This window comes from Sphingopyxis sp. (genome assembly GCF_040216815.1).
Classification (GTDB): domain Bacteria; phylum Pseudomonadota; class Alphaproteobacteria; order Sphingomonadales; family Sphingomonadaceae; genus Sphingopyxis.
The window spans coordinates 81,798-102,927 of sequence record NZ_JAVJOJ010000005.1 but is presented as its reverse complement, the minus strand read 5'-3'; the positions used below and the strand labels follow the sequence as shown (position 1 = coordinate 102,927).

Genomic DNA, 21,130 nt, shown 5'->3' with positions numbered 1-21,130 from the left:
GCCGACCGGCGGCGCACCCCTGTTGACTTGGAAGAACGGCAGCGAATGCGCCCCCGTCCACTGGAAGGCTCGGCGCGCTCATGGCTGATGATCCGCATCGCCGTCGGCGGCGGCCTGGCGCGAGAGGATGGCGCGGGCTTCGGCCCGGGCCTGGCGCGCCGCGATCAGCTCGGCCTGCGTTGCCGCATAAGCCTGCTGCGCGTCGATATATTCGACGAGCGATGACTTGCCGGCGCGGTAGCTGAGTTCGGCGAGCCGGACACCTTCGCGCGCCTGCTCGATGCCGCTGCCCTCAAGCGCCGCGAGGCGAGCTTGGGCGGCGTCGAGTTCGGCCTGGGCGTTGGCGATTTTCGCCTCGGCGTTGACGACCGCATTCTCCCGCCGCGCGATGGCGGCAGCAACGTCGGACTTGGCGGCCGAGATGTTGCCGCGGTTGCGATCGAAGATCGGGAGCGGCACCGAGACATTCGCAATGAGCGCGCGATCACCTGTATCGCGAAGCTGCCGCACCCCGAAGCCAACCGATGGGTCGAGGCGACCGTCGGCGTGCTGCCCCTGGAGGCGAGCTTCGGCGATGAGGCGGTCGGTCTCGGCAAGCCGCACGTCGAGCGTGGCCAGCGGGTCAACCGAGGCAGGCATCACCCACAGGTCGCCTTCGACCAGTTCGGCCGGAGCAACCGAGCTGCCGAGAAGCGCTGCCAGCGAACGGCGCGCCGTCCGTTCCTCGGCCTCGGCGGTGCGCAGTTCGGCGGTTGCCTGGACCAGCGCCGCGTTGGCACGGAAGGCCCGCAGCGGCGGCTCGTTCCCGGTGTCGACCATTGCCTGCGCCACGCGGACGAGTTCGCGAGCGCGCGCTTCATTCTCGCGCGCGAGCGCCAGACTGTCGCGGGCCGCGAGCGCGGTCGCGAACTGGTTACGAACCTCGAGCGCGAGATCTGCGCGGGCAATCTCAAGCCGATATTGCGCGGCCAGAAACTCGGCGTCGGCGAGCGTCATGCGCGCGCGGCGGCGCCCGCCGATATCGAGACGCTGATTGACCGAGACCGTCGTTTCGAGACCATTCAGACCCGAGTAGGGGCCAGTGCCTGCAAAATTCTCGACATCGACGTTAAGGATGGGGTTGAAGCGATAGCCCGCCTGACGCTGGCGACCGCGCGCGGCCTCCACTTCGGCTTCGGCGGCAACCACGCGCGGCGAGCGCGCGTCGGCCTCCTCCATCGCCTGGGCGAGGGACAATCGAGCGGGAAGCGGGCCGGTACGCACGGCCTCGCCTGCGGAAGAAGGCGGTCCCACCAGCTCCGTCGCTGCCGACTGGGCAGCGGCGGGCGCGGAATTTGCGCCTGCAACGAGCGCCACGATACTCGCGGCGACAACTATGGATTTCATGAAAAGGAGACTCCTGACGTTTCCAGGGAGAAGCGCACGCGAAGGGCGCGCGCAGACCTAGAGCGTCAGGCGATTGGAGGGCGGAACGTCCCGATGTAGGCGACGGGCGGCAAGGCGGCTGTCAGGATGCGCGTATGCGCTTCAGGGGCAGGCGTTTCGGTCGCTGCCGAAAGCGTTTCCGCCGGGACGCCCGAATGGTGGCCATGGCAACCATGAGCGGCGGCAGGCACCTGCTGCTTTTCGCCGGGCGACGATTTTTTCTTGTCGGGCTCGGCGCTTTCGGTAGCCGGCGCACTCACGCAGCCCGCTTCGATCGCCGCGACAAAAAGGCTCGCCTCGGCCCGATCCTCGGTCGCATGCGCGAGCGATCCTGCAACCGTTCCGGATGCAAGGAGAAAGGTCAGCAAGAGGAGGATTACCCGTCGCATTGGAACCGGCCCCTAGCATCGAAATAGCGCGATGAAAAGTAGAAGATTTTCAATCAACTTCGGCGGCACTATTCGAACCCCCGAAAGGATGCTGTAATGTTATCTCATGATTGCAACCAAGGCGTGTATCCGTCTTAGAAATACTTATTACACCGCCTAGAGGAACAGGATATCCGTCGAACAACCGGGCGTTAAGCACAATAGTGCTACGATTGTCTTTCAATCTTAGTTCCGGCCTTACGCTATTGCTTCTATCCTTTTTTGTACTGGCCCGCGCACGGGCGGCGGGATTCGTGCCGGACAGGTCGGTAAATCGGAAATCTCGCATTGAGGCGGCGAACGGCAACATGAGGGCTTGACCCTGTATCTACTACAGGGTGCAAAAGCCTTCCCTGGACAAAAATGGGGACCCTGCATGATGACATCGACTGAAAAACCGCTGACCCGGGCCATCGTCGCGCCGCTCCTGCGCGACCAATGTCGCCTGTTCCGCGAATCAAGACGATTCGGCGATGAAGCCGCCGCGTGGCGGGCGCTGGAATGGGAGCATATCTTGAGCCAGCCCTATATGGGCCCGCATCTGGCCTCGCACTGGCACATGTTCCGCTATGCGATCGAACTCGGCGATAGCCGCGAAGCCGCCGGTCAGGCGATGCGGTTCCTGCTCGTCCCGCTCGGCTCGCTGACCGGCCGGCTCCCGGCCGGGAACAATGGACGCGCGCACGTGAGCGCCTTCGATCCGATGCCGCTGCCGGAGGGCCTGGCGGTACTGATCGAGGCGGCCCGGTCGGCGACCGAACGCGACGCCCGAAAGGGCTGATCCGGTTTTGGACTTCCGGAACAAGCCATTCGCTGTTAGGGGCGCGCGCATGTCCGGCGCTCCCCTTCGGCTGTTCCTTGTGTTAATCCTGCTTCTCAGCGGGCTCCACAATGCTGCACCGGCGATGGCGGGCATGACGCACCATGCGACGGATTCGCATCTGTCCCACCATGCGGAACCGGGCCATGCGTCGGGCAAGGACACGCAAAAAGGTCAGCAGGATGCCGACCTCCACGGCAGCCACCATAATTGCCCGGTCGCATCCGACCAGGCCCTTGCGGGCCATGACGATCTATCCTGCTTTTCCGGCGGCCTGCACTTCGCGCTGCCCGCCACGCGCCTCGCTTCGCGCGCCCTCGCGCCTCCCCTGAACCCGCCCCTCGCCTGAACGACGCCTGCCGCGCAGCCCTTCCCGGCCTGCGCTCAGCCGAACCGTTCAGGAGTGATCATTCATGCATATTCATATGCGCGCCGCCCTGTTGGCCGGGGCTGCGCTGCTGGCGGGGTCCGTATGGGCTCAGCCGCTAACGCTCGACCAGGCGGTCGAGCGGGCCATCGCTGCATCGCCAGAGCTCAGAGCGGGTGAAGCGGGGGTCGACGCCGCGCGTGCCGACCAGCTGCAAGCCCGCGTTCGTCCCAATCCGACCGTCTCGGTCGATATGGACAATGGCGTCGGCACGGGCAGCTATGGCCTGTTCCGACAGTCAGAACTGACCGTCACCTATTCGCAGCCGCTCGAGCGCGGCGGAAAGCGGGAGGCGCGGATGGCGCTTGCCGAGCGCGGGGTCGTTCTGGCCGAGGCGCAGTGGCGGCTCGTCCGGCTCGACATCGCCCAGGACGTGCAGCGCGCCTATATCGACGTCCAGATCGCCGAGCAGATGGTCTGGATCGCCGAGGATCGCGTCAAGCTCGAGAAGGAAATACGCAGCGAGGCGATCCGCCGCGTGCGGGGTTACAAGGATCCGCTGTTCGTCGAGACGCGCGCCGATGCTCGTATCCTCGAAGCGGAACTGGCGCTCAAGGAGGCCCAGGCGAAGCGTCAGTCGGCGCGCGCGCTGCTGGCCTCCTTCTGGGGCGGCACGCCCGATAGCCTCGTCATTGCCGAGGGGATCGAGAAGCCCGATCCGCGCGATCCACCGCTCGCCGAGGCCGATGCGGCCGTCTTCGACGCGGCCGTCGACCGCGCCCGGGCACAGGTTGTCGTCGAGCAAAGCCGCACGCACCAGGACTATACGGTGTCGGGCGGCACTCGCTTCCTTCGCGAGACCAATGATGTCGCCGTTCTCGGCGGAATCTCGATCCCGCTCGGACGCTTCGATCGCAACCAGGGCAATATCGCCCGGGCCCAGGCCGAACGGCGGCAGCTCGAATTCCAGTCCGAAGCGAGCCGCCTCGAACGGCTGCGGCGCCTCGCGTCGCTGCGCGCCGATGCCGACGCCGCACGGGTGCGGGCCGAGGGCATCATGAACGACGTCTATCCCAAGGCGGTGAAGACGCTCGGTCAGGTGCGCGAAGGCTATGCCCGCGGCGGCTTCCTGTTCGCCGATGTGCAGGATGCCGCCGACGTCATCATCCAGATTCAGGGTCAGTGGGCCGAGGCCATGACGCGCTACCGCGATTTGCTCGCGGAAATCGATCGCCTGACCGGCCGCTTCGATGCGGCTCCCCTTGCGGAGAATATTCCATGAAGAAATTTCCATTTCCCGCCGCTGCGGCGGCGCTGTTCCTTGCCGTCCCCCTCGCTGCCTGCGGCGGCGGAGCCGAAGGCGAAGACAAGCATGCAGAAGGCGAGAGCCATAACGAGGGCGAAGGCGAAGAAGACGCCGAGGGCCCGAATGGCGGTAAATTGCTCAAGAATGGCGATTTCGCTGTCGAAGTCACGATTTTCGAGAATGGCACCGAGCCGCAGTTCCGAGTTTTTGCCACCCGAGACGGGAAGCCGGTCAATCCCAAGGAAGTCCAGCTCGCGATCTCGCTCACGCGGCTTGGTGGCGACGTCGATCGCTTCACCTTCCGCCCGCAAGGCAAGTTCCTCGCAGGGCAAGGCGTCGTCACCGAACCGCACAGCTTCGATGTCAAAGTCGTCGCGGTGACTGGCGGCAAACGCCACGTCTGGCAATATGCCAATCCCGAGGGACGCACGCGGATCGCGGCCGACGCCGCCAAGGCCGGCGGGATCGAGACCGCTATCGTCGGACCGGCGACGGTCGGCGAGATGCGCGAACTCTATGGCACCGTCCAATTGTCGCCAACGGCCCGTTCCGAAATTCGCGGTCAATTCCCGGGCCGCGTCGTCTCGGTGACCAAGGCGGTGGGCGATACGGTTCGCCGCGGCGAACTTCTCGCGCGGATTGAATCGAGCGAGAGCCTCCAGGTCTATCCCGTGCATGCGACGGTCGGCGGGATCGTTGCCGAGCGCAACGCCAACCCCGGCGATGTCACCGACGGGCGGGCGCTCTATGTCATCACCGATCCGGCGCAGACGACGGTCGTCTTCAACATCTTCCCGCGGGACCTCGCGATCATCCGGCCGGGCATGCGGGTGACGGTCGAGACGCAGGACGGCGCCGCGATTGCGACCGCACCGCTCGGACAGTTCCTGCCTGACGGCAATGTCGAGGCGGGCACCGCGCTGATCCGCGCAACCATTCCCAATCGCTCGGGAACGCTGCGCCCCGGAATGGCCTTGCGCGGCCGCGTGATGGTCAATCCCGTCACCGTGCCGCTGGCTGTGCGTACCGAGGCGATCCAGCCCTTCCGCGACTTCAAGGTGGTCTATGCCAATTTCGGGCGGGATTATGAGGTCCGGATGCTGAAACTCGGCCGTTCGTCGCCCGAATGGACCGAGGTCCTGTCGGGCATCAAGCCCGGCACCGCCTATGTCACCAAGGGCAGTTTCCTCGTTCGCGCCGACATCGAAAAGTCCGGCGCGGGCCACGACCATTGATCGGGGAGCAGGACAATATGCTAGCCAGAACCATAGGCTTTTCGATCCGGCAACGATGGCTCGTCCTCGCGGTCGTCGCGCTTCTGTGCGTGATCGGCGCGTGGAGCGCGACCAAGTTGCCCATCGACGCCGTTCCCGACATCACCAACGTCCAGGTCCAGATCAACACCAAGGCCGAAGGCTATTCGCCGCTCGAAGCCGAGCAGCGTATCACCTACCCGATCGAGACCGCGATCGCGGGCATCCCCAACCTCAACTATACAAGGTCGATTTCACGCTACGGCCTGAGTCAGGTCACCGTTGTCTTCGAGGACGGGACCGACATCTATTTCGCGCGCCAGCAGGTGGGCGAGCGGCTCCAGGCTGCGAGGGGCCAGCTTCCGCCGGGGATGGAACCCGAAATGGGTCCGATTTCCACCGGCCTCGGCGAGATCTTCATGTTCTCGATCGAAGCCGAACCGGGCGCACGAAAGCCGGACGGCACGCCCTACACGGCAGAAGACCTTCGAACGATGTCAGACTGGGTCATCCGGCCGCAGATGCGCACGATCCCGGGGGTCGCCGAAATCAACACGATCGGCGGCTATGCCCGCCAATATCATGTGACCCCCAACCCGGCCTCGCTCGCCGCGCTCAATCTCTCGCTCAACGATGTCGTCACCGCGCTGGAGGCCAATAATGCCAATCGCGGCGCCGGTTATGTCGAGCGCAGCGGCGAGCAAATCCTGATCCGCGTTCCTGGTCAGGCGAACAATGAGCGCGACCTGTCGCAGATCATCGTCACCACCCGGGGCGGCGTTCCGATCCGGATCGCCGACGTCGCCGATGTTGCGATCGGTTCGGGACTACGCACGGGCGCGGCAACCGAGAATGGCAAGGAGGTCGTCCTCGCAACGGTCTCGATGCTGATCGGCGAAAATCCGCGCGTGGTGGCGCAGGCCTCGGCCGAACGCCTCGTCGAAGCCTCGCGTGCCTTGCCGAGGGGCGTGGTCGCGAAGCCGCTCTATGATCGCACCGCGCTCGTCGAACGGACCATTTCGACGGTGCAGAAGAACCTCGCCGAGGGCGCGCTGCTCGTCATCGTGATCCTCTTCCTGCTGCTCGGCAATTTCCGGGCGGCGCTGATCACGGCGGCGGTCATTCCGGTCGCGATGCTGATGACGCTGACGGGCATGCTCCAAACGCGGACATCGGCGAACCTCATGAGCCTCGGCGCGCTCGACTTCGGCCTCATCGTCGACGGGGCCGTCATCATCGTCGAAAATTGCCTCCGCAGGCTCGGCGAGGCACAGCACAGGCTCGGACGCCTGCTCGATCGCGACGAACGCTTCGGTCTCGTCGCCTCGGCGAGCGCAGAGGTGATCAAGCCGAGCATCTTCGGCATCATCATCATCACTGCCGTCTATCTGCCGATCTTCGCGCTCGAAGGCGTCGAAGGAAAGACCTTCCACCCGATGGCGATCACCGTCGTCCTCGCGCTTACCGCTGCTCTGCTCCTGTCGCTCACCCTGGTTCCGGCCGCGGTGGCGCTGTTCGTGACCGGCAAGGTCGAGGAAAAGGAAAATTGGCTGATGCGCGGTCTCGGCAAGGGCTATCGCCCGATGCTCGACCGCGTCCTCAAGTGGCCGAAGGCTGCGCTGGCTGGTGCTTTGGCGCTTGTCGCGCTGAGCGGCGTGGCGGCGACCAGTCTCGGGTCCGAGTTCATCCCGGACCTCGACGAAGGCGATATCGCGATGCACGCGATGCGTATTCCCGGAACGAGCCTCACCCAGTCAATCGCGATGCAGGAGGCGCTGGAGAAGAGAATCAGACAGTTCCCCGAAGTCGAGCGGGTGTTCGCGAAGATCGGCACGCCCGAAGTCGCGACCGATCCGATGCCGCCGTCGGTCGCCGACAATTTCATCATGCTCAAGGACCGGAAGGAGTGGCCCAATCCGAGAAAGACCCGCGACCAGCTCGTCGCCGAACTCAATAAGGCGGTGAACGAGGTGCCGGGGAACAATTATGAGTTCACCCAGCCGGTGAAGATGCGGATGAATGAACTGATCGCCGGCGTTCGCGCCGACGTCGCGATCAAGCTGTTCGGCGACGATCTCGACCAACTGCTCGAATCGGGGCAGGCGATCGAGGAAGTGGCCGGCGGGATCGCGGGCGCACAGGACGTGAAGCTCGAACAGGTCACCGGCCTGCCGATGCTCTCGGTCACGCCCGATCGCGACAAGCTTGCGCGCTATGGCGTGAGCATGGAGACAGTCCAGGACGCGGTTTCGACCGCGACCGGCGGGCGGCAGGCGGGCGAGCTCTTCGAGGGCGACCGGCGCTTCGACGTCATCGTCCGACTTCCCGAGGCCATTCGCACCGACCTCGCGTCGCTTGGCAATCTCCCCGTTGCGCTTCCCGCGGGTGGCTTCGTGCCGCTTTCGGAGCTGGCGGAGATTTCGCTCGCGGCGGGGCCGAACCAGATCAGCCGCGAAAATGGCAAGCGCCGCGCGGTGATCACGGCAAATGTTCGCGGGCGCGACCTTGGCTCGTTCATCGACGAGCTGACCCAGAAGGTCGAAGCCGATGTCGTTCTGCCCGATGGCTATTATATCGAATATGGCGGGACGTTCGAGCAGCTGCAGTCGGCGACCGAGCGCCTCCAGATCGTGGTGCCGCTCGTTCTGCTGCTGATCTTCGGACTGCTTTTTATGCTGTTCGGATCGGTTCGCGATGCGGCCATCGTCTTCTCGGGCGTGCCGCTGGCGCTGACGGGAGGCGTCGCAGCGCTGGCGCTTCGCGACATTCCGCTCTCCATCTCGGCGGGGGTCGGCTTCATTGCGCTCTCCGGGGTCGCGGTGCTGAACGGTGTGGTGATGCTGTCCTTCATCAAGGATTTGCGCGAACGTGGCCGACCGCTTGTCCAGGCGATCCGCGAAGGCGCGCTCACCCGCTTGAGGCCGGTCATGATGACCGCGCTCGTCGCCTCGCTCGGCTTCGTGCCAATGGCACTCAACGTCGGTGCGGGTTCGGAAGTGCAGCGCCCGCTCGCAACGGTGGTGATCGGTGGCATCATCTCGTCGACGATCCTCACTCTGCTCGTCCTGCCGGCGCTGTACCTCTTGGTCCATTGCCGCAGCGCGAAGATCGAAGAAGAGGAAGTCGCCGGGCCGCGGCGCGAGTCCGGCCTCGCAACCTGAAGCCAGGCCTTGGCGGTTTGCTGCATCGCATGGGCGGCAAGCGGCCAGTCGCGAACAGAGGCGGAACCCTAAAGGGTTCCGCCTCCTTTTGGGGATGGTGGGTATGAGGAGCGTTAAATGATAGACAAGTCAGCGGGCACCGACCGCGAAAAGCGGACCCTCCAAATTGTTCTTTTCCTGAACGCGGCGATCGCCATCGCCTTTCTCATAACCGGCGCGCTGGGAGATTCGAGCGCCCTCATCGCCAATGGTCTCGACAATTTGTCGGACGCAGCGGTCTATGCCCTGAGCCTTGTCGCGCTAAGCCATGGCATCAAATGGAAGACCCGCGCGGCTACAGCGTCGGGCGTCATGCTATTGATCTTCGCGGCCGGCGTCCTGTTCGATGTCGGGCGGCGCTACTTTCAGGGTAGCGAACCGATCGGCGCGACGATGATGATTATGTCGGCGGTCGCTGCCGTGGTGAACTATGCCTGTCTGAAGCTGCTTCAGCGCATTCACAATCCCGATGTCAACCTTCGCGCGGCAACGACCTTCAGCTTCAATGACTTCGTTTCGAACGGCGGCATCCTGATCGCCGGCGTCCTCGTCTGGTGGCTCGGCACGAACTGGCCCGACTTGCTCGTCGGGTTCGCCACTGCGCTGATTGCCATTAAGGGCGGCATCGAAATTCTGCGCGATGCCCGGAAGGAGACTCGCGGCGCGGCGGGCGACGACCCCTGAATTTGAAAGATAACAAGATGAAGACCGAATGATGGAGTCCACGGGACTACCGCTAGACCGCGGACGGCAGCGTCGCCTCGATCGCCTCAATCACTCGGCAATCGGCTATGCGGCCGCCCTCACAGAGCTGAACGATCCGGGCGAGTTCTGCGCGAAGGCGCGCCATGCGTTCCAGACGCTCGTCGACGTCGAGCAAATGCCGCGCCGCCAGAGCCCGAACCTCGGCGCAGTCCTGCTCGGGCCCTGCCGCAAGTGCGGTAAGTGAACGAATTTCGTCGATCGAAAATCCCAGCCCCCTCGCGCTCCGGATAAACGCGAGGCGCCGGACATCCTCGGGACCATAGCTGCGACGGCCGGAGGCAGTGCGCGCGGCATGAGGCAAGAGGCCGATGTCCTCGTAATAGCGGATCGTATTGACCTTCGTGCCCGTCCGGCTCGCCAGCGCTCCGATGGGAAGTCCTACGTCGCGGCCCATATGCACCTCAGAAATGTCTTGATTCTACAGTTACTGGAGAATGTAGGACAACGCGATGAGCGAAAGCAACGACAGTAACTGCGGCTGCACCGGTGACACCGTGCGTGCCGAGCGTGATCCCGCCTATCGACGGGCGCTCTGGATCGTGGTCATACTCAACCTCGGTTTCGGCGTATGCGAAATCATCGGCGGCTTCATCGCCAACAGTCAGGCCCTCAAAGCGGATTCGCTCGACTTTATTGGCGACGGTTCGATCACTTTGGTGGGACTACTGGCGCTCGGCTGGTCTGCTGCAAGCCGGGCACGGATCGCGCTGACCCAGGGACTGTTCCTCGGTGCGCTCGGGCTGGGGGTGATCGCCTTTGCCGTGGCACGGGCCTTAAATGCCGAGCCACCCGAAGCCGAACTCATGGGCGGCATCGGCGTGGTCGCCTTGGCCGTGAACGTGACCGCGGCGCTGGTTCTCTCGCGATTTCGGGACGGCGATGCCAATGTGCGGGCCATCTGGCTGTTCAGCCGAAACGATGCGATCGCGAATATCGCGGTCATCGTCGCGGCCATATTGGTCGGCTGGACGGGCAGCGCCTGGCCCGATCTTCTGGTGGCGGGCGTCATCGCCCTTCTCTTCCTGCATTCGGCAACGGAGATCGTACGCAACGCACGCGCCGAACTGCGCCCGTCGCGGGCATAGCAAGATGAGCGCATACTCCACGCTTCGGCGCGCCACGGCCATGTTGCTCGCCATGCTGTTGCTGCTTCCGGCTATCGCACGCGCCGACACGGCCTCGGTGCAGACGATCTGGCGCCTGCTCGATTATGTCGCCGTGGACTATTCCGGCGCGGTGCGTGACGGCCGTGTCGTCAGCCAGGCCGAATATACCGAAATGCTGGAGTTCACCGATTCGGCCGCCGCGAAGATTGCGGCGCTTCCACCCAAAGGCGCGCGCGCGCGGTTGCTGGCTGGTGCGAAGCGGTTGAAAGCCGCCGTTGTCGCCAAGGAAAGCCCGCAGGAGGTTGCGCGGCAGGCCCGATCGGTCGCGGCGGCGTTGCTCAACGCCTATCCGGTGCCGCTTGCGCCGGCGCAAAGTCCCGATCTTGCAAGGGGCGCCGCTCTCTATGCGCAGAATTGCGCATCATGCCACGGCATGTCGGGCGATGGCCGCGGCCCCGACGCAGCCAGGCTCGATCCACCGCCGATCGCCTTTTCCGATGCGGTACGCGCCCGCGAACGAAGCCTTTTTGGACTCTACCAGGTGATCGAGCAAGGTCTGGACGGAACGGGGATGCAGAGCTTCGCCGACCTTCCTGCCGCCGATCGCTGGGCCCTCGCCTTCTACAGCGGCCGCTTCGCTTTCCGTGATACGACGCAGGGCGAGCGGATCTGGCAATCCGACGCGTCCGTCCGCCGCCTGGTGCCTGACATGCCTACCCTGACGGCAATGACGCCGGCGGCGCTCGGTGCGAAGATCGGACAACCGGAGGCCGACGCCGTGATGGCCTATCTCAGGGCCAATCCTCAGGCCGTCGCGGGGCCGGGAACTGGATCGCTGGCGCTGGCGCGGGAGCGGCTCGAACAGAGCTTCACCGCATATGCTGCCGGGAAGAGGCAGCAAGCCGGGGAACTTGCGCTGTCCGCCTATCTTGACGGGTTCGAACCCCTCGAGCCGCTCCTCGCCTCGCGCGACGGCGCCCTCATGGCCCGGATCGAGACGGCAATGGGCGCGGTGCGCGCGGCTATCCAGAAGGGCGCACCCGTCGCGGAAGTCCGCCGCGAGATTTCAGGGCTCGATACGCTCTTCACCGAGGCCGAGCAGGTGCTTGCCCCCGAACAGGCGAGCAGCGCATCGGCCTTTGCCGGGGCCCTGACGATCCTGCTGCGCGAGGGCCTGGAAGCAATTCTTGTCGTCGTCGCGATCATCGCTTTCCTGCGAAAGGCCGAGCGCCCGGAAGCCCTGCGCTATGTGCATGCTGGCTGGGTTGCCGCCCTTGCCGCGGGTGGCCTCACTTGGGCGCTCGCGACCTATGCCATCGGCGTCAGCGGGGCGAGTCGCGAATTGACCGAGGGCTTCGGATCCTTGCTCGCGGCCGTCATTCTGCTGTCGGTCGGTATCTGGATGCACGGAAAATCCCAAGCCGATCAATGGCAGCGCTATATTCACGCAAAGCTGAGCGCGGCGCTCTCGAAACGCTCGTCCTGGTTCCTGTTCGGGCTCGCCTTCCTCGCCGTCTATCGCGAGGTGTTCGAGACCATCCTGTTTTATGCCGCGCTGACGTCGCAAGGCAGCGGCGGAGCTGTTTTCGGCGGCTTTTTGACCGGGATCATCCTGTTGACCGCCATAGCCTGGGCGATGCTCCGTTACAGCCAGCGGCTGCCGATCGGCAAATTCTTCACGTACAGCTCGGCGCTCATGGCGGTGCTTGCCACCGTATTGGCGGGCAAGGGCACGGCGGCGCTGCAGGAGGCGGGTATGCTCTCGATAATGCCCGTGGTCGGCTGGCCGCGGATCACGATCCTGGGTATCTATCCGACGCTGCAAGTCATCCTGATGCAAGCCGCCGCGCTGCTCATCATAATCCTCGGCTTCTGGTATAATCGACGGGCCATCGGAGCCGGGCGGCCTGACAGAGCTGGCAATCAGTCTGTGTAGGGGGACGACCCCCAATCGGTTGCCATCCCGCCGGCATCCGCGCCGTAAGCCCATTGCGCGCGTCGACGAACTGATCCATCGTGTATTTCCGATATGAATTGACAGGTCTGCATACATCGGATAATCCCGATGTATGCAGACCGATGCTGCCTTGTCCATCCTTGCCGCTCTGGCGCACCCTACGCGCCTCGATGCATTTCGCTTGATCGTTCAGCATGAGCCCGCAGGGCTATCGACGGGACAGCTCGTCGAAGCGTCGGGGCTCAGCCAGAGTAGCTTTTCGACGCATCTCGCGGTTCTGGTGAAGGCAGGCTTGGTAATACCGGAAAGGCGCGGCCGGCAAATCATCCAACGAGCGGACATCGACGCACTTCGCGGTCTGATGCTCTTCCTCGCAAAGGACTGTTGTCAGGGACGCGCTGAACTGTGCGAACCGCTGCTCGCCGACCTTGCCTGCTGCTGATCGGCATATGCAGCCCCTGAGAGAGAAGTCGATGACCGACAATATCTATAATGTGTTGTTCCTTTGTACCGGCAACAGCGCCCGCTCGATTCTAGCCGAAGCTCTGCTCAACCGCATGGGCGAGGGGCGGTTCCGTGCCTATAGCGCCGGGAGCTTTCCCAAAGGCACGGTCCATGCACAGGCGCTCGCGCTTCTCGATGAGCTCGGGTTCGAGACCGACGGTCTGCGCTCGAAAAGCTGGGACGAATTCTCGGGACCAAACGCTACCAGCTTCGATTTCATCTTTACCGTCTGCGACAATGCTGCCGGGGAGACATGCCCGATCTGGCCCGGGCGGCCGATGAGCGCTCATTGGGGGATTGAAGATCCGGCCGCGATCGAAGGCCCCGGTCAGCGCGAGGCGTTCGAGCGCGCGCTCCATTATCTGTCGAACCGAATCTCGCTGTTCCTCGCGCTGCCGCACGATAGCATCGACGAAATGGCAATGGAACGGAAGCTCAAGGAAATCGGCCGCGCCGAAGGTGCGACCGGCCAAGCGGAGTCGGCCCAATGACCACCGATATCGTCATCTACCATAATCCCGAATGCGGAACCTCGCGCAACGCTCTCGCGATGATCCGCAATGCCGGGATCGAGCCGCATGTCGTCGAATATCTGAAGACACCGCCGTCGCGTGCGCTGCTCGAACAGTTGATCGCGCGGGCCGGCGTTACCCCGCGGGAATTGCTTCGCGAGAAGGGCACACCCTTCGCCGAACTCGGGCTCGGCGACGAGAGCCTCGAAGACAGCGCGCTCATCGATGCGATGATGGCGCATCCTGTCCTCATCAACCGGCCGCTCGTCGTGTCGCCGCTCGGCGTGAAGCTCTGCCGCCCGTCCGAGGCAGTCCTCGACATTCTTCCGGCCGGTCAGTTCGGCGCCTTCGCCAAGGAAGATGGTGAGCAGGTGGTCGATGCCGACGGTCATCGCGTCCGCACCTGAGCCAGCCATGACCGCATCCGCCGAACGCGAACGCCTGACGTTCCTCGATCGCTACCTGACGCTGTGGATCTTCCTTGCGATGATGGTCGGCGTATTGCTCGGATCAGCTTTCGAGGGGTTGCCCGCCGCCATCGATGCCATGTCGGTCGGCACGACGAACATCCCGATCGCGATCGGCCTCATCCTGATGATGTATCCGCCGCTCGCGCGCGTGCGCTACGACGAACTGCCACGCGTTTTCGAAGACAAGCGCGTCCTGGCCATCTCGCTGATCCAGAACTGGATCATCGGCCCGGTTCTGATGTTCGCGCTCGCGGTCATCTTCCTCTCGGACCGGCCCGAATATATGACCGGGCTGATCCTCATCGGCCTCGCACGCTGCATCGCGATGGTGATCGTCTGGAACCAGCTTGCGAAAGGCGACAATCAATATGTCGCGGCACTCGTCGCCTTCAACTCGATCTTCCAGATCCTCTTCTTCAGCGTCTACGCCTGGTTCTTCCTGACGGTCCTGCCGCCGCTCTTCGGACTCGAAGGCAGCGTCATCGACGTCAGCTTCCGGACGATCGCCGAGGCGGTCCTCATCTATCTCGGCATCCCCTTCCTAGCAGGCTATCTGACGCGCCGCGTCCTCGCCCGCGCCAAGGGAGAAGAATGGTACGAAACGCGATTCCTGCCGAAAATCGGCCCGGTCACGCTGGTCGCGCTCCTCTTCACCATTGTCGCGATGTTCAGCCTCAAGGGCAGCGAGATACTCACCATCCCCGGCGACGTCATCCGGATCGCGATCCCGCTCACCATCTATTTCGTGGTGCAATTCCTCATCAGCTTCTGGATGGGTAAGCTGATCGAAGCGGACTATCCGCGCACGACCGCGGTCGCCTTCACCGCCGCGGGCAATAATTTCGAGCTGGCGATCGCTGTCGCAATCGCCGCCTTCGGCCTCGCCTCGCCCATCGCTTTCGCAGCGGTCATCGGCCCGCTTGTCGAGGTGCCCGTCCTCATCCTCCTCGTCAGCGTTGCGTTCCGCCTCGGACGTCGCTGGTTCCCGGCGAGCGTTCCTTCACAAGCCTGAGTATCATGACAGAACAGACCCACAGCCGCCTGCGTGCGCTCTCCGACGCAGACCATTTTCCCGCATTGAGCCCCGAATATCTCCACGCACAGCCGGCGTTTGGTCTGGGGCCGCTCGATCCCGCGCCGCGCATCCTTCTTCTGTACGGATCGCTGCGCGAGCGTTCCTACTCGCGCCTCGTCGTCGAGGAAACGGCGCGTCTGCTCCAGCTTTTCGGCTGCGAGACCCGCATCTTCGACCCTTCCGACCTGCCGATGCCCGACCTCATCGCCGACGACGATCATCCGGCGGTCGAGGAACTGCGGCAGCATTCCATCTGGTCCGACGGCCAGGTCTGGTGCAGCCCCGAACGCCATGGCCAGATTACCGGCATCATGAAGGCGCAGGTCGATCACCTTCCCCTCGCCTACAAAGGGCTCCGTCCGACACAGGGCCGCACGCTCGCCGTGATGCAGGTCTCGGCGGGATCGCAGTCGTTCAACAGCGTCAACACGCTGCGCATCCTCGGCCGCTGGATGCGGATGATCACCATCCCCAACCAGTCGAGCGTCGCGAAGGCCTATCAGGAGTTCGACGAGGCAGGACGCATGCTGCCGTCGAGCTATTATGACCGCATCGTCGATGTCGCCGAAGAGCTGGTGCGCTTTACCGTGCTCACGCGCGGCCACGCCGAACAGCTCGTCGACCGCTATTCGGAGCGCAAGGATCGCAACGCCCCTATCCCGACACCCGCACAGCTGGCCAAGTTGCCGGGGGCGTGATGTCTTGTGGCCGCGAACTGGTGCCGATCAGGATCGACGCCGCAGCTTGCCGAACTCGCGGTCACCGCTCATGAAGCGCTCGATCATCGGAGCAATCAGCCGCTCCACCGGCAAAGGCTCGGTGAGCCCGTTGGCCCTGGCATGAACGCGGGCATAGTCAGCAAGATCGCGCATAACGCCGCCCGACAGTTCAACCGTGACCTTGACCGGCCGATCCTCGGCGATGGGTCCGAGCCGCAGCTTGCTCATCGGGATTCACCGCTGAAAAGCGGCTCCAGCACCAGGTCACGAGTGACGATAACCCGAAACGCGAAACCGGGACGGATGGTAATAGTGGGCGGTATGGCGAGTTGCCGTTCGACGATTTGCCGCCCGGTCTGGCCGATCGAATCCTGCGATCCCGACCGGATCGCACGAACGAGCCGGTCGTCGTCGTCCGCTCCGAGTTCGGCGCCGACGCCGAGCAGGGCCGATACGAGCGCCGCCTTGAACATATGGCCCCAATGATAGTCGGTGCGATCCGCCAGCCCCGCCATTCCGGCGGCGTCGGCCCCGGGAAGCCGGCCAAGTGCGATCGAGCGGCCGCCGGGAAGGGTCAATCGATCCCAAGCCAGTAACACGCGATTTTGCCCTGCCACGATCTCGCTGTCATATTCTCCGATCAGGCGCGAGCCCTGGGGGATCAGGAGAATGCGTCCCGTCGGACTGTCATAGATATTCTGTGTTACCTGCGCTGTGATCTGGCCCGGAAGATCGGAACGGATGCCGGTGATCAGCGCCGCCGGAATGATATTCCCGGCCTGCACGACATAGGGCGAAGCGAGCGGGACGATGCGTTCGCCGCTGCCTGTCCGGCGCGGACCATCTCCCCTCAGAAAGGGACGAGCCGGGGCTTCTGCGCCCGGCGGGATGATCGCCTGCGCCGCGGGCGGCGCAGGTTGTTCCGCGGCATTGGCCGAGGCGCTGCTTCCCCCGCTTGCCAGGAAAAGATTGCTTGAACGCGCCGCGTCGCTTTCCTGGATCCGCCGCTCGCGCGCCTGATCTGCCGCCCGCTGTCGTGGATCGGTCGGCGGTGGAACAGGCGCCATGGGCGGCGGCGTTATCATCTCACCCTCCCTCTGCGCCGAGACGATCGGCCGGCCGAGGTCACCGGGAAGCGGCGGCCCGAGTTTCGGAACCGCGCCATAATCCGCGGGCGCGCCCGTAATGACCTCCGAGCGGTTGGGGCGATCGGTTTCATAGAGATTCTTGCCGGCCTGGGGCGCAGGCGATCGCAGCGCCCAGAGCAGAGCACCTGCGATCGCCAAGCCTGCCGCGCCGCCGATGACCGCGAGCGCCCGGCGCGAGAGGCGCATTACAGGCGGCATCTCGCCCTCAAGCCGAAACCCGATGGGGCTGGACGGCGCGACGGGGCATTCCGCCGCTAGGGCTTCGGGAGGCGGTTCTGCCTTCCCTTCCCGTTCCGGCACGCTCATGACCGCCCCCGACGGCGCTTGTCGTCGCGCTCGATCCGTATCTTTTTCGCGCCACGCCCGCTGCCGAGCCGCAGTTCGGCGCGTTCGAACAGGCGGTCGACGATCAGGAACCGGCCTCGCACGCGGTAATTGACGAGCTCCGCACCATCCTTGTCGCCGAGCACGAAGAGCGGGGGCATATCGCCCTCGGCAATGCCGTCGCCAAACTCGACGAACAATTGGCGGCCGTCGTCGAAGACGCGCTGCGGGCGCCAGGGCACCTTGTCGCCGCTGATCCGATAACCAAAATTGAGCGCCGCAAAGTCGATGCCGCCCGCAACGGGTGCAGTGCGCTCCCGCTCGGTTTCGGCCGCTCGCAATGCGATTAGCTCATCGGCCGGGTAGGACCAGCTGACTGCCGCCATATAGGTCGAAGGCGTTGCGCGCAGTTCGAGATGATAGGTGCGGCGGTTGGTGTTGATGACGAGGTTCGTCATGATGTCGGGGCGGGTCGGCTTGACGAGAATATGAACGCGCCGCGACACACCGGCGCCGCTCAGCGTGTCGCCGATGATCCAGCGGACCGTATCGCCGGCGGCGACCGGTCCGGGTCCGACGAGCTCTTCACCTTCCTGCAGCGCGATGTCGGTGACCTGCCCCGGGGCTGTATAGATCTGGAACAGCGCGCCATCGGCCCAGGCATATTTCTGGATCGCGTTAAGAAAAGTAGCGCGGTCCGGCTGAACGCGCGCCGCGTCATTGGCCCGGCCGACTTGCATCTTGACGTCGGAGGGGGCCGCGAGGGCAGGAAACGCGAACGCGGCTGCGGTCACGAAAGCGAGAAAACGCGTCACTGGCTGAGCTCCTTCGACCAATTTATGGCGGTGACAAAAATGCCGAGCGGGTTGCGCCGCAAAGCATCGGGGGTACGGGGCGGCTGAACCGTCACGGTGACGATCGCCGACCAGCGCGACGTCTCCAGAAGGCTGCCGTCCTGATAGCGGCGCTCGGTCCAGGCGATACGAAAGCTGTCCTTGGAGGCGCGGATCACGCTCGACACATCGACCGCGACCTGTCGTTTGCCGATCTCCGCGAAGGGATCGTTCAGCCTCGCATATTCATTTAGCGCCTGCGCGCCGCTCGCCGTGGTGAAATCATAGGCGCTGAGCCAGTCCTTGCGCAGCACGATCGGGTCGGCCGGAATCGACCGGACATGCTCGATGAAGCGTGCGAGATGGAAGGCGATTTGCGGATCGGTCGGCGACCAGTCGGCGTCTGCGGGCGCGACGGCCCTTGCCTCGCCGAGCTTGTCGACCTCGACCACCCAGGGCGTGATCGTGCCGCGCAGCGACTGCCAGACCAGAGCCGAGGCGAGGCCGCCTGACAGAAGCAGGGTGCCGAAAAAGGCGAGCCGCCAATTCTTCGCCTGGACGCGCGACGAGCCGATGCGATCGTCCCAGATCTGCCCCGCGCGCTGATGCGGCGTGACCGGGACGGGCGAGATCCCATAATGATTGGAGGGCCTGCGGAAAATCATATCAATCCCTTTCGCTGATGTCAGGTGCGGAGCCAGCGCCGTGGCTATCGCCGCCCTTCAGGGTCTGCGCGCCGACCATCGCGCCCTGCGCGACCGCCTGCCGCTGCCGCATCGCGGTCGCCCACGCGGGCGGCGTGCCGGCAGCAGGTGCCGACCCGGCCTTCGCCGCCTGACCCGCGCGGCCGGCCGCAAATTGCTCGCGGGTCCGCTCGGCGGCACGCCGAAGCGGGGACGCCGCAGCGCTCGCCGCCGAGCGCGCGACACTGGCGAGACCCGCACCGACCGCCTGCGCCCCGCTCTTCCCGGCCGCGCCTGCGGCGTAGGAGCCCGATGCGCTGCCCGCAGTGCGGGTAGCGCCAGCCGCAGCGCCGCGCGCAAAGGTGGCGGCGGCACCGGTGGCCAGCGTCGCACCCGCCGCGCCTGCGGCGAGCGTGGCGCCGGCGGCGACGGCCGTGCCGGCCGCAGCGCCTGCGCCGAGCTGGGGACCGCCCGCGACGATGCCATTGGCGATCGAAGGACCGAAGATACCGAGACCCAGCAATGTGAGCGCGCCAAGCGCGATCGCCATCACCTGCTCGATGTCGGGCTCGGCGCCAATCTGGGCACCCATGAAGCGATCGAAGAGGGTCGTGCCGATCCCGGTGATGACGGCGAGCACCAGCACCTTGATGCCCGAGGAAACGATATGGCCAAGGACGCGCTCCGCCATGAAGGCGGTGCGGCCGAAAAAGGCGAAGGGGATCAGAACGAAGCCCGCGAGCGTGACGAGCTTGAACTCGAGAATCGTCACGAAGACCTGCACCGCGAGGATGAAGAAAGCGAGGACGACGATCACCCAGGCGATCAGCAGGATCAATATCTGCACGAAGTTGGTGAAGAGCCCGATAGGCCCCAATAGGTCCTTGCTCGCATCAAGAAGCGGCTCCGCGGCATCGAGGCCCGTCGCCGCAATGACGCCCGGGCGCATGAAGTCGCCGATCGCCATGGTGCCGCCGCTCGCCTTCAGCCCAAGGCCAGCAAAGCTTTCGAGCATGATCGTCGCCAGGCTCTGGAAATTACCGATGATGAACGCGAAGACGCCAATATAGAGCGTCTTCTTGACGAGCCGCTGCATGACATCCTCGTCGGCGCCCCACGCCCAGAACAGCGCCGCGATCGTCACGTCGATGACGATGAGCGTCGTCGACAGGAAGCCGACTTCGCCGCCGAGCAGTCCGAAGCCGCTGTCGATATAGGTCGAAAAGACCGACAGAAATTGGTCGATCACGCCCGTGTCGTTCATCGCTCGTTCCTCCGCTCACCGAAAAACCGGCGACGCTTCGCTTCCCATACCGCTTCGCAATCGGGGTCGGCCGTCGTGATGGTCCGGCAGCGGCGAAGCCCATCGTCCGGCGCCGGGTGTGCGTCCGCCCCGGAGACCTGGGGGGCGGACGCACGAGGCGCGGGCGGCAGGGTCACGGCGACGAGCGCGAGCGTCATGGCGATTCCGCCCAGCACTGCCGCGCCGGCGATCCTGGCCGCCCGGCCCATCTCAATTGCCTTTGCGGAAGCGGCGGAAGCGCTCGCGTCCTTCGGCTTCGGCAGCCGCCGCGCGGGCGGCATCGAGCATCTGCGCCCGCCCCTGCGCGGCGATCGCAGCGGCAAGATCGCCGAGTTGCTGCGACTGGAGCGCGAGCAGCTGATTGCCCGCCTGTGCCGCCTGGAGGGCGCCGGTCGCGGACTGGCTCGCGGTCACCAGCGTCGTAATCGAGCGGCGCGCATCGCCCATATTGCCGACGACGCCCGCCTGGACCTTCATCGCATCCTGGAAAGCACCGACGCTGTCGTTCCAGCGCGCTTCGGCATTGGCGACCATTTCCGCCTGCGTGCCCGTCAGCGCGCCGCCCTTGTAGCGCGCGTCGAACGCCTTCTGGATGTCGCCGACATCGAAAGCGACCCGCTGCGCTTCGCCGAGCAGGGCGCGGGTCCGGTCGACCTGACCTTGCAGCTCCTCGAGCGTCGAAACGGGCAGGCCCGACAGGTTGCGTGCCTCGTTCGCCAGCGACGTCGCCTGATTCTGCAGCTGCTTGATCTGATTGTTGATCTGTTCGAGCGTGCGCGCGGCGGTCAGGATGTTCTGGGCGTAGTTGCGGGGATCGTGGACGATCCCGCCCACCTGGGCCGCGGCCGGGGCGGACACGGCCGCAGCCGTGATGCCGAACCCGGTGACGAGCAGCGCGGCGGCACAATGGAAAATCGGCGTCTTCATGGTCA

Annotated in this window: 23 protein-coding genes; 13 read left to right on the top strand and 10 right to left on the bottom strand. The window is 64.9% G+C overall.

Translation table 11 applies throughout. The features are described from left to right. Positions 1-78 precede the first annotated feature (78 nt). Entirely contained in the window at positions 79-1,386 is a 1,308-nt protein-coding gene (locus tag RIA72_RS08040; protein WP_350031717.1) for a TolC family protein, read from the bottom strand. A gap of 65 nt (positions 1,387-1,451) precedes the next feature. Further along, positions 1,452-1,814, bottom strand: coding sequence for a hypothetical protein (locus tag RIA72_RS08035; RefSeq protein ID WP_053555682.1), 363 nt, complete (start codon positions 1,812-1,814; stop codon positions 1,452-1,454). Positions 1,815-2,229: 415 nt separating this feature from the next. On the opposite strand from RIA72_RS08035, the gene RIA72_RS08030 reads away from it, so the two are divergent. The 6 genes from RIA72_RS08030 to RIA72_RS08005 all read left to right on the top strand — a co-directional run bounded on the left by RIA72_RS08030 (position 2,230) and on the right by RIA72_RS08005 (position 9,483). After that, the gene (locus RIA72_RS08030; protein ID WP_257546369.1) at positions 2,230-2,634 is read left to right on the top strand and encodes a DUF3703 domain-containing protein; all 405 of its coding nucleotides are present in this window, start codon (positions 2,230-2,232) and stop codon (positions 2,632-2,634) included. Between the two features lie 49 nt (positions 2,635-2,683). Continuing rightward, on the top strand, positions 2,684-3,022 hold the full coding sequence (locus RIA72_RS08025) for a hypothetical protein (protein WP_053555683.1): 339 nt from the start codon (positions 2,684-2,686) through the stop codon (positions 3,020-3,022). A 64-nt stretch (positions 3,023-3,086) separates the two neighbouring features. Then, entirely contained in the window at positions 3,087-4,322 is a 1,236-nt protein-coding gene (locus tag RIA72_RS08020; protein ID WP_053555684.1) for a TolC family protein, read from the top strand. Next, the gene (locus RIA72_RS08015; protein ID WP_053555685.1) at positions 4,319-5,581 is read left to right on the top strand and encodes an efflux RND transporter periplasmic adaptor subunit; all 1,263 of its coding nucleotides are present in this window, start codon (positions 4,319-4,321) and stop codon (positions 5,579-5,581) included. Before RIA72_RS08020 ends, RIA72_RS08015 begins: the two co-directional genes overlap by 4 nt. 17 nt (positions 5,582-5,598) lie before the next feature. Next, positions 5,599-8,760, top strand: a complete 3,162-nt coding sequence (locus tag RIA72_RS08010; protein WP_053556392.1) for an efflux RND transporter permease subunit — start codon at positions 5,599-5,601, stop codon at positions 8,758-8,760. Positions 8,761-8,877: 117 nt separating this feature from the next. Further along, the gene (locus RIA72_RS08005) at positions 8,878-9,483 is read left to right on the top strand and encodes a cation efflux transmembrane domain-containing protein (RefSeq protein ID WP_053555686.1); all 606 of its coding nucleotides are present in this window, start codon (positions 8,878-8,880) and stop codon (positions 9,481-9,483) included. Positions 9,484-9,535: 52 nt separating this feature from the next. On the opposite strand, the gene RIA72_RS08000 is transcribed toward RIA72_RS08005, so the two are convergent. After that, entirely contained in the window at positions 9,536-9,958 is a 423-nt protein-coding gene (locus tag RIA72_RS08000) for a MerR family transcriptional regulator (protein ID WP_053555687.1), read from the bottom strand. A 55-nt stretch (positions 9,959-10,013) separates the two neighbouring features. Here RIA72_RS08000 and RIA72_RS07995 point away from each other — a divergent pair, with 55 nt between their 5' ends. The 7 genes from RIA72_RS07995 (at position 10,014) to arsH (ending at position 15,886) form a co-directional block, all read left to right on the top strand. Next, positions 10,014-10,649 carry a cation diffusion facilitator family transporter gene (locus RIA72_RS07995; RefSeq protein WP_053555688.1) on the top strand — a complete coding sequence of 212 codons (636 nt, stop codon included), beginning with the start codon at positions 10,014-10,016 and terminating at the stop codon, positions 10,647-10,649. Between the two features lie 4 nt (positions 10,650-10,653). Then, complete coding sequence (locus tag RIA72_RS07990; protein WP_053555689.1) at positions 10,654-12,606, top strand: cytochrome c/FTR1 family iron permease; 1,953 nt, start codon at positions 10,654-10,656, stop codon at positions 12,604-12,606. Positions 12,607-12,739: 133 nt separating this feature from the next. Further along, a complete protein-coding gene (locus RIA72_RS07985; protein ID WP_053555690.1) occupies positions 12,740-13,069 on the top strand; it encodes an ArsR/SmtB family transcription factor in 330 nt (109 codons plus the stop codon). Positions 13,070-13,100: 31 nt separating this feature from the next. Then, positions 13,101-13,622: an arsenate reductase ArsC gene (locus RIA72_RS07980; protein ID WP_053555691.1), complete on the top strand. Its 522-nt coding sequence runs from the start codon at positions 13,101-13,103 to the stop codon at positions 13,620-13,622. Next, a complete protein-coding gene (gene arsC / locus RIA72_RS07975) occupies positions 13,619-14,050 on the top strand; it encodes an arsenate reductase (glutaredoxin) (protein WP_053555692.1) in 432 nt (143 codons plus the stop codon). The genes RIA72_RS07980 and arsC overlap by 4 nt, the downstream gene beginning before the upstream one ends. 7 nt (positions 14,051-14,057) lie before the next feature. After that, a complete protein-coding gene (gene arsB, locus RIA72_RS07970) occupies positions 14,058-15,125 on the top strand; it encodes an ACR3 family arsenite efflux transporter (RefSeq protein WP_053556393.1) in 1,068 nt (355 codons plus the stop codon). 5 nt (positions 15,126-15,130) lie between these two features. Next, positions 15,131-15,886 carry an arsenical resistance protein ArsH gene (gene arsH / locus RIA72_RS07965; RefSeq protein ID WP_053555693.1) on the top strand — a complete coding sequence of 252 codons (756 nt, stop codon included), beginning with the start codon at positions 15,131-15,133 and terminating at the stop codon, positions 15,884-15,886. A gap of 27 nt (positions 15,887-15,913) precedes the next feature. Here arsH and RIA72_RS07960 read toward each other — a convergent pair whose 3' ends face one another. From RIA72_RS07960 to trbJ, 7 genes are read right to left on the bottom strand one after another with little or no spacing between them, the layout of a single operon-like run. After that, complete coding sequence (locus RIA72_RS07960) at positions 15,914-16,135, bottom strand: DUF2274 domain-containing protein (RefSeq protein ID WP_053555694.1); 222 nt, start codon at positions 16,133-16,135, stop codon at positions 15,914-15,916. Then, entirely contained in the window at positions 16,132-17,361 is a 1,230-nt protein-coding gene (locus RIA72_RS07955) for a TrbI/VirB10 family protein (protein WP_496008221.1), read from the bottom strand. The genes RIA72_RS07960 and RIA72_RS07955 overlap by 4 nt, the downstream gene beginning before the upstream one ends. Next, positions 17,358-18,173, bottom strand: coding sequence for a P-type conjugative transfer protein TrbG (gene trbG, locus RIA72_RS07950; RefSeq protein ID WP_442800467.1), 816 nt, complete (start codon positions 18,171-18,173; stop codon positions 17,358-17,360). The genes RIA72_RS07955 and trbG overlap by 4 nt, the downstream gene beginning before the upstream one ends. A 17-nt stretch (positions 18,174-18,190) precedes the next feature. Then, positions 18,191-18,874, bottom strand: coding sequence for a conjugal transfer protein TrbF (trbF, locus tag RIA72_RS07945; protein WP_053556394.1), 684 nt, complete (start codon positions 18,872-18,874; stop codon positions 18,191-18,193). 4 nt (positions 18,875-18,878) lie between these two features. Further along, positions 18,879-20,159, bottom strand: a complete 1,281-nt coding sequence (gene trbL / locus RIA72_RS07940; RefSeq protein WP_350031715.1) for a P-type conjugative transfer protein TrbL — start codon at positions 20,157-20,159, stop codon at positions 18,879-18,881. Further along, on the bottom strand, positions 20,156-20,407 hold the full coding sequence (trbK-alt, locus tag RIA72_RS07935) for a putative entry exclusion protein TrbK-alt (RefSeq protein ID WP_053555697.1): 252 nt from the start codon (positions 20,405-20,407) through the stop codon (positions 20,156-20,158). The genes trbL and trbK-alt overlap by 4 nt, the downstream gene beginning before the upstream one ends. Before the next feature lies 1 nt (position 20,408). Next, the gene (gene trbJ, locus RIA72_RS07930) at positions 20,409-21,125 is read right to left on the bottom strand and encodes a P-type conjugative transfer protein TrbJ (RefSeq protein WP_053556395.1); all 717 of its coding nucleotides are present in this window, start codon (positions 21,123-21,125) and stop codon (positions 20,409-20,411) included. Positions 21,126-21,130 lie beyond the last annotated feature (5 nt).

Bases quoted from the DNA above. Each gene is read 5' to 3' on its own strand.
- RIA72_RS08040 (WP_350031717.1), bottom strand. From the start codon at position 1,386: ATGAAATCCATAGTTGTCGCCGCGAGTATCGTGGCGCTCGTTGCAGGC.
- RIA72_RS08035 (WP_053555682.1), bottom strand. From the start codon at position 1,814: ATGCGACGGGTAATCCTCCTCTTGCTGACCTTTCTCCTTGCATCCGGA.
- RIA72_RS08030 (WP_257546369.1), top strand. From the start codon at position 2,230: ATGATGACATCGACTGAAAAACCGCTGACCCGGGCCATCGTCGCGCCG.
- RIA72_RS08025 (WP_053555683.1), top strand. From the start codon at position 2,684: ATGTCCGGCGCTCCCCTTCGGCTGTTCCTTGTGTTAATCCTGCTTCTC.
- RIA72_RS08020 (WP_053555684.1), top strand. From the start codon at position 3,087: ATGCATATTCATATGCGCGCCGCCCTGTTGGCCGGGGCTGCGCTGCTG.
- RIA72_RS08015 (WP_053555685.1), top strand. From the start codon at position 4,319: ATGAAGAAATTTCCATTTCCCGCCGCTGCGGCGGCGCTGTTCCTTGCC.
- RIA72_RS08010 (WP_053556392.1), top strand. From the start codon at position 5,599: ATGCTAGCCAGAACCATAGGCTTTTCGATCCGGCAACGATGGCTCGTC.
- RIA72_RS08005 (WP_053555686.1), top strand. From the start codon at position 8,878: ATGATAGACAAGTCAGCGGGCACCGACCGCGAAAAGCGGACCCTCCAA.
- RIA72_RS08000 (WP_053555687.1), bottom strand. From the start codon at position 9,958: ATGGGCCGCGACGTAGGACTTCCCATCGGAGCGCTGGCGAGCCGGACG.
- RIA72_RS07995 (WP_053555688.1), top strand. From the start codon at position 10,014: ATGAGCGAAAGCAACGACAGTAACTGCGGCTGCACCGGTGACACCGTG.
- RIA72_RS07990 (WP_053555689.1), top strand. From the start codon at position 10,654: ATGAGCGCATACTCCACGCTTCGGCGCGCCACGGCCATGTTGCTCGCC.
- RIA72_RS07985 (WP_053555690.1), top strand. From the start codon at position 12,740: ATGCAGACCGATGCTGCCTTGTCCATCCTTGCCGCTCTGGCGCACCCT.
- RIA72_RS07980 (WP_053555691.1), top strand. From the start codon at position 13,101: ATGACCGACAATATCTATAATGTGTTGTTCCTTTGTACCGGCAACAGC.
- arsC (WP_053555692.1), top strand. From the start codon at position 13,619: ATGACCACCGATATCGTCATCTACCATAATCCCGAATGCGGAACCTCG.
- arsB (WP_053556393.1), top strand. From the start codon at position 14,058: ATGACCGCATCCGCCGAACGCGAACGCCTGACGTTCCTCGATCGCTAC.
- arsH (WP_053555693.1), top strand. From the start codon at position 15,131: ATGACAGAACAGACCCACAGCCGCCTGCGTGCGCTCTCCGACGCAGAC.
- RIA72_RS07960 (WP_053555694.1), bottom strand. From the start codon at position 16,135: ATGAGCAAGCTGCGGCTCGGACCCATCGCCGAGGATCGGCCGGTCAAG.
- RIA72_RS07955 (WP_496008221.1), bottom strand. From the start codon at position 17,361: ATGAGCGTGCCGGAACGGGAAGGGAAGGCAGAACCGCCTCCCGAAGCC.
- trbL (WP_350031715.1), bottom strand. From the start codon at position 20,159: ATGAACGACACGGGCGTGATCGACCAATTTCTGTCGGTCTTTTCGACC.
- trbK-alt (WP_053555697.1), bottom strand. From the start codon at position 20,407: ATGGGCCGGGCGGCCAGGATCGCCGGCGCGGCAGTGCTGGGCGGAATC.
- trbJ (WP_053556395.1), bottom strand. From the start codon at position 21,125: ATGAAGACGCCGATTTTCCATTGTGCCGCCGCGCTGCTCGTCACCGGG.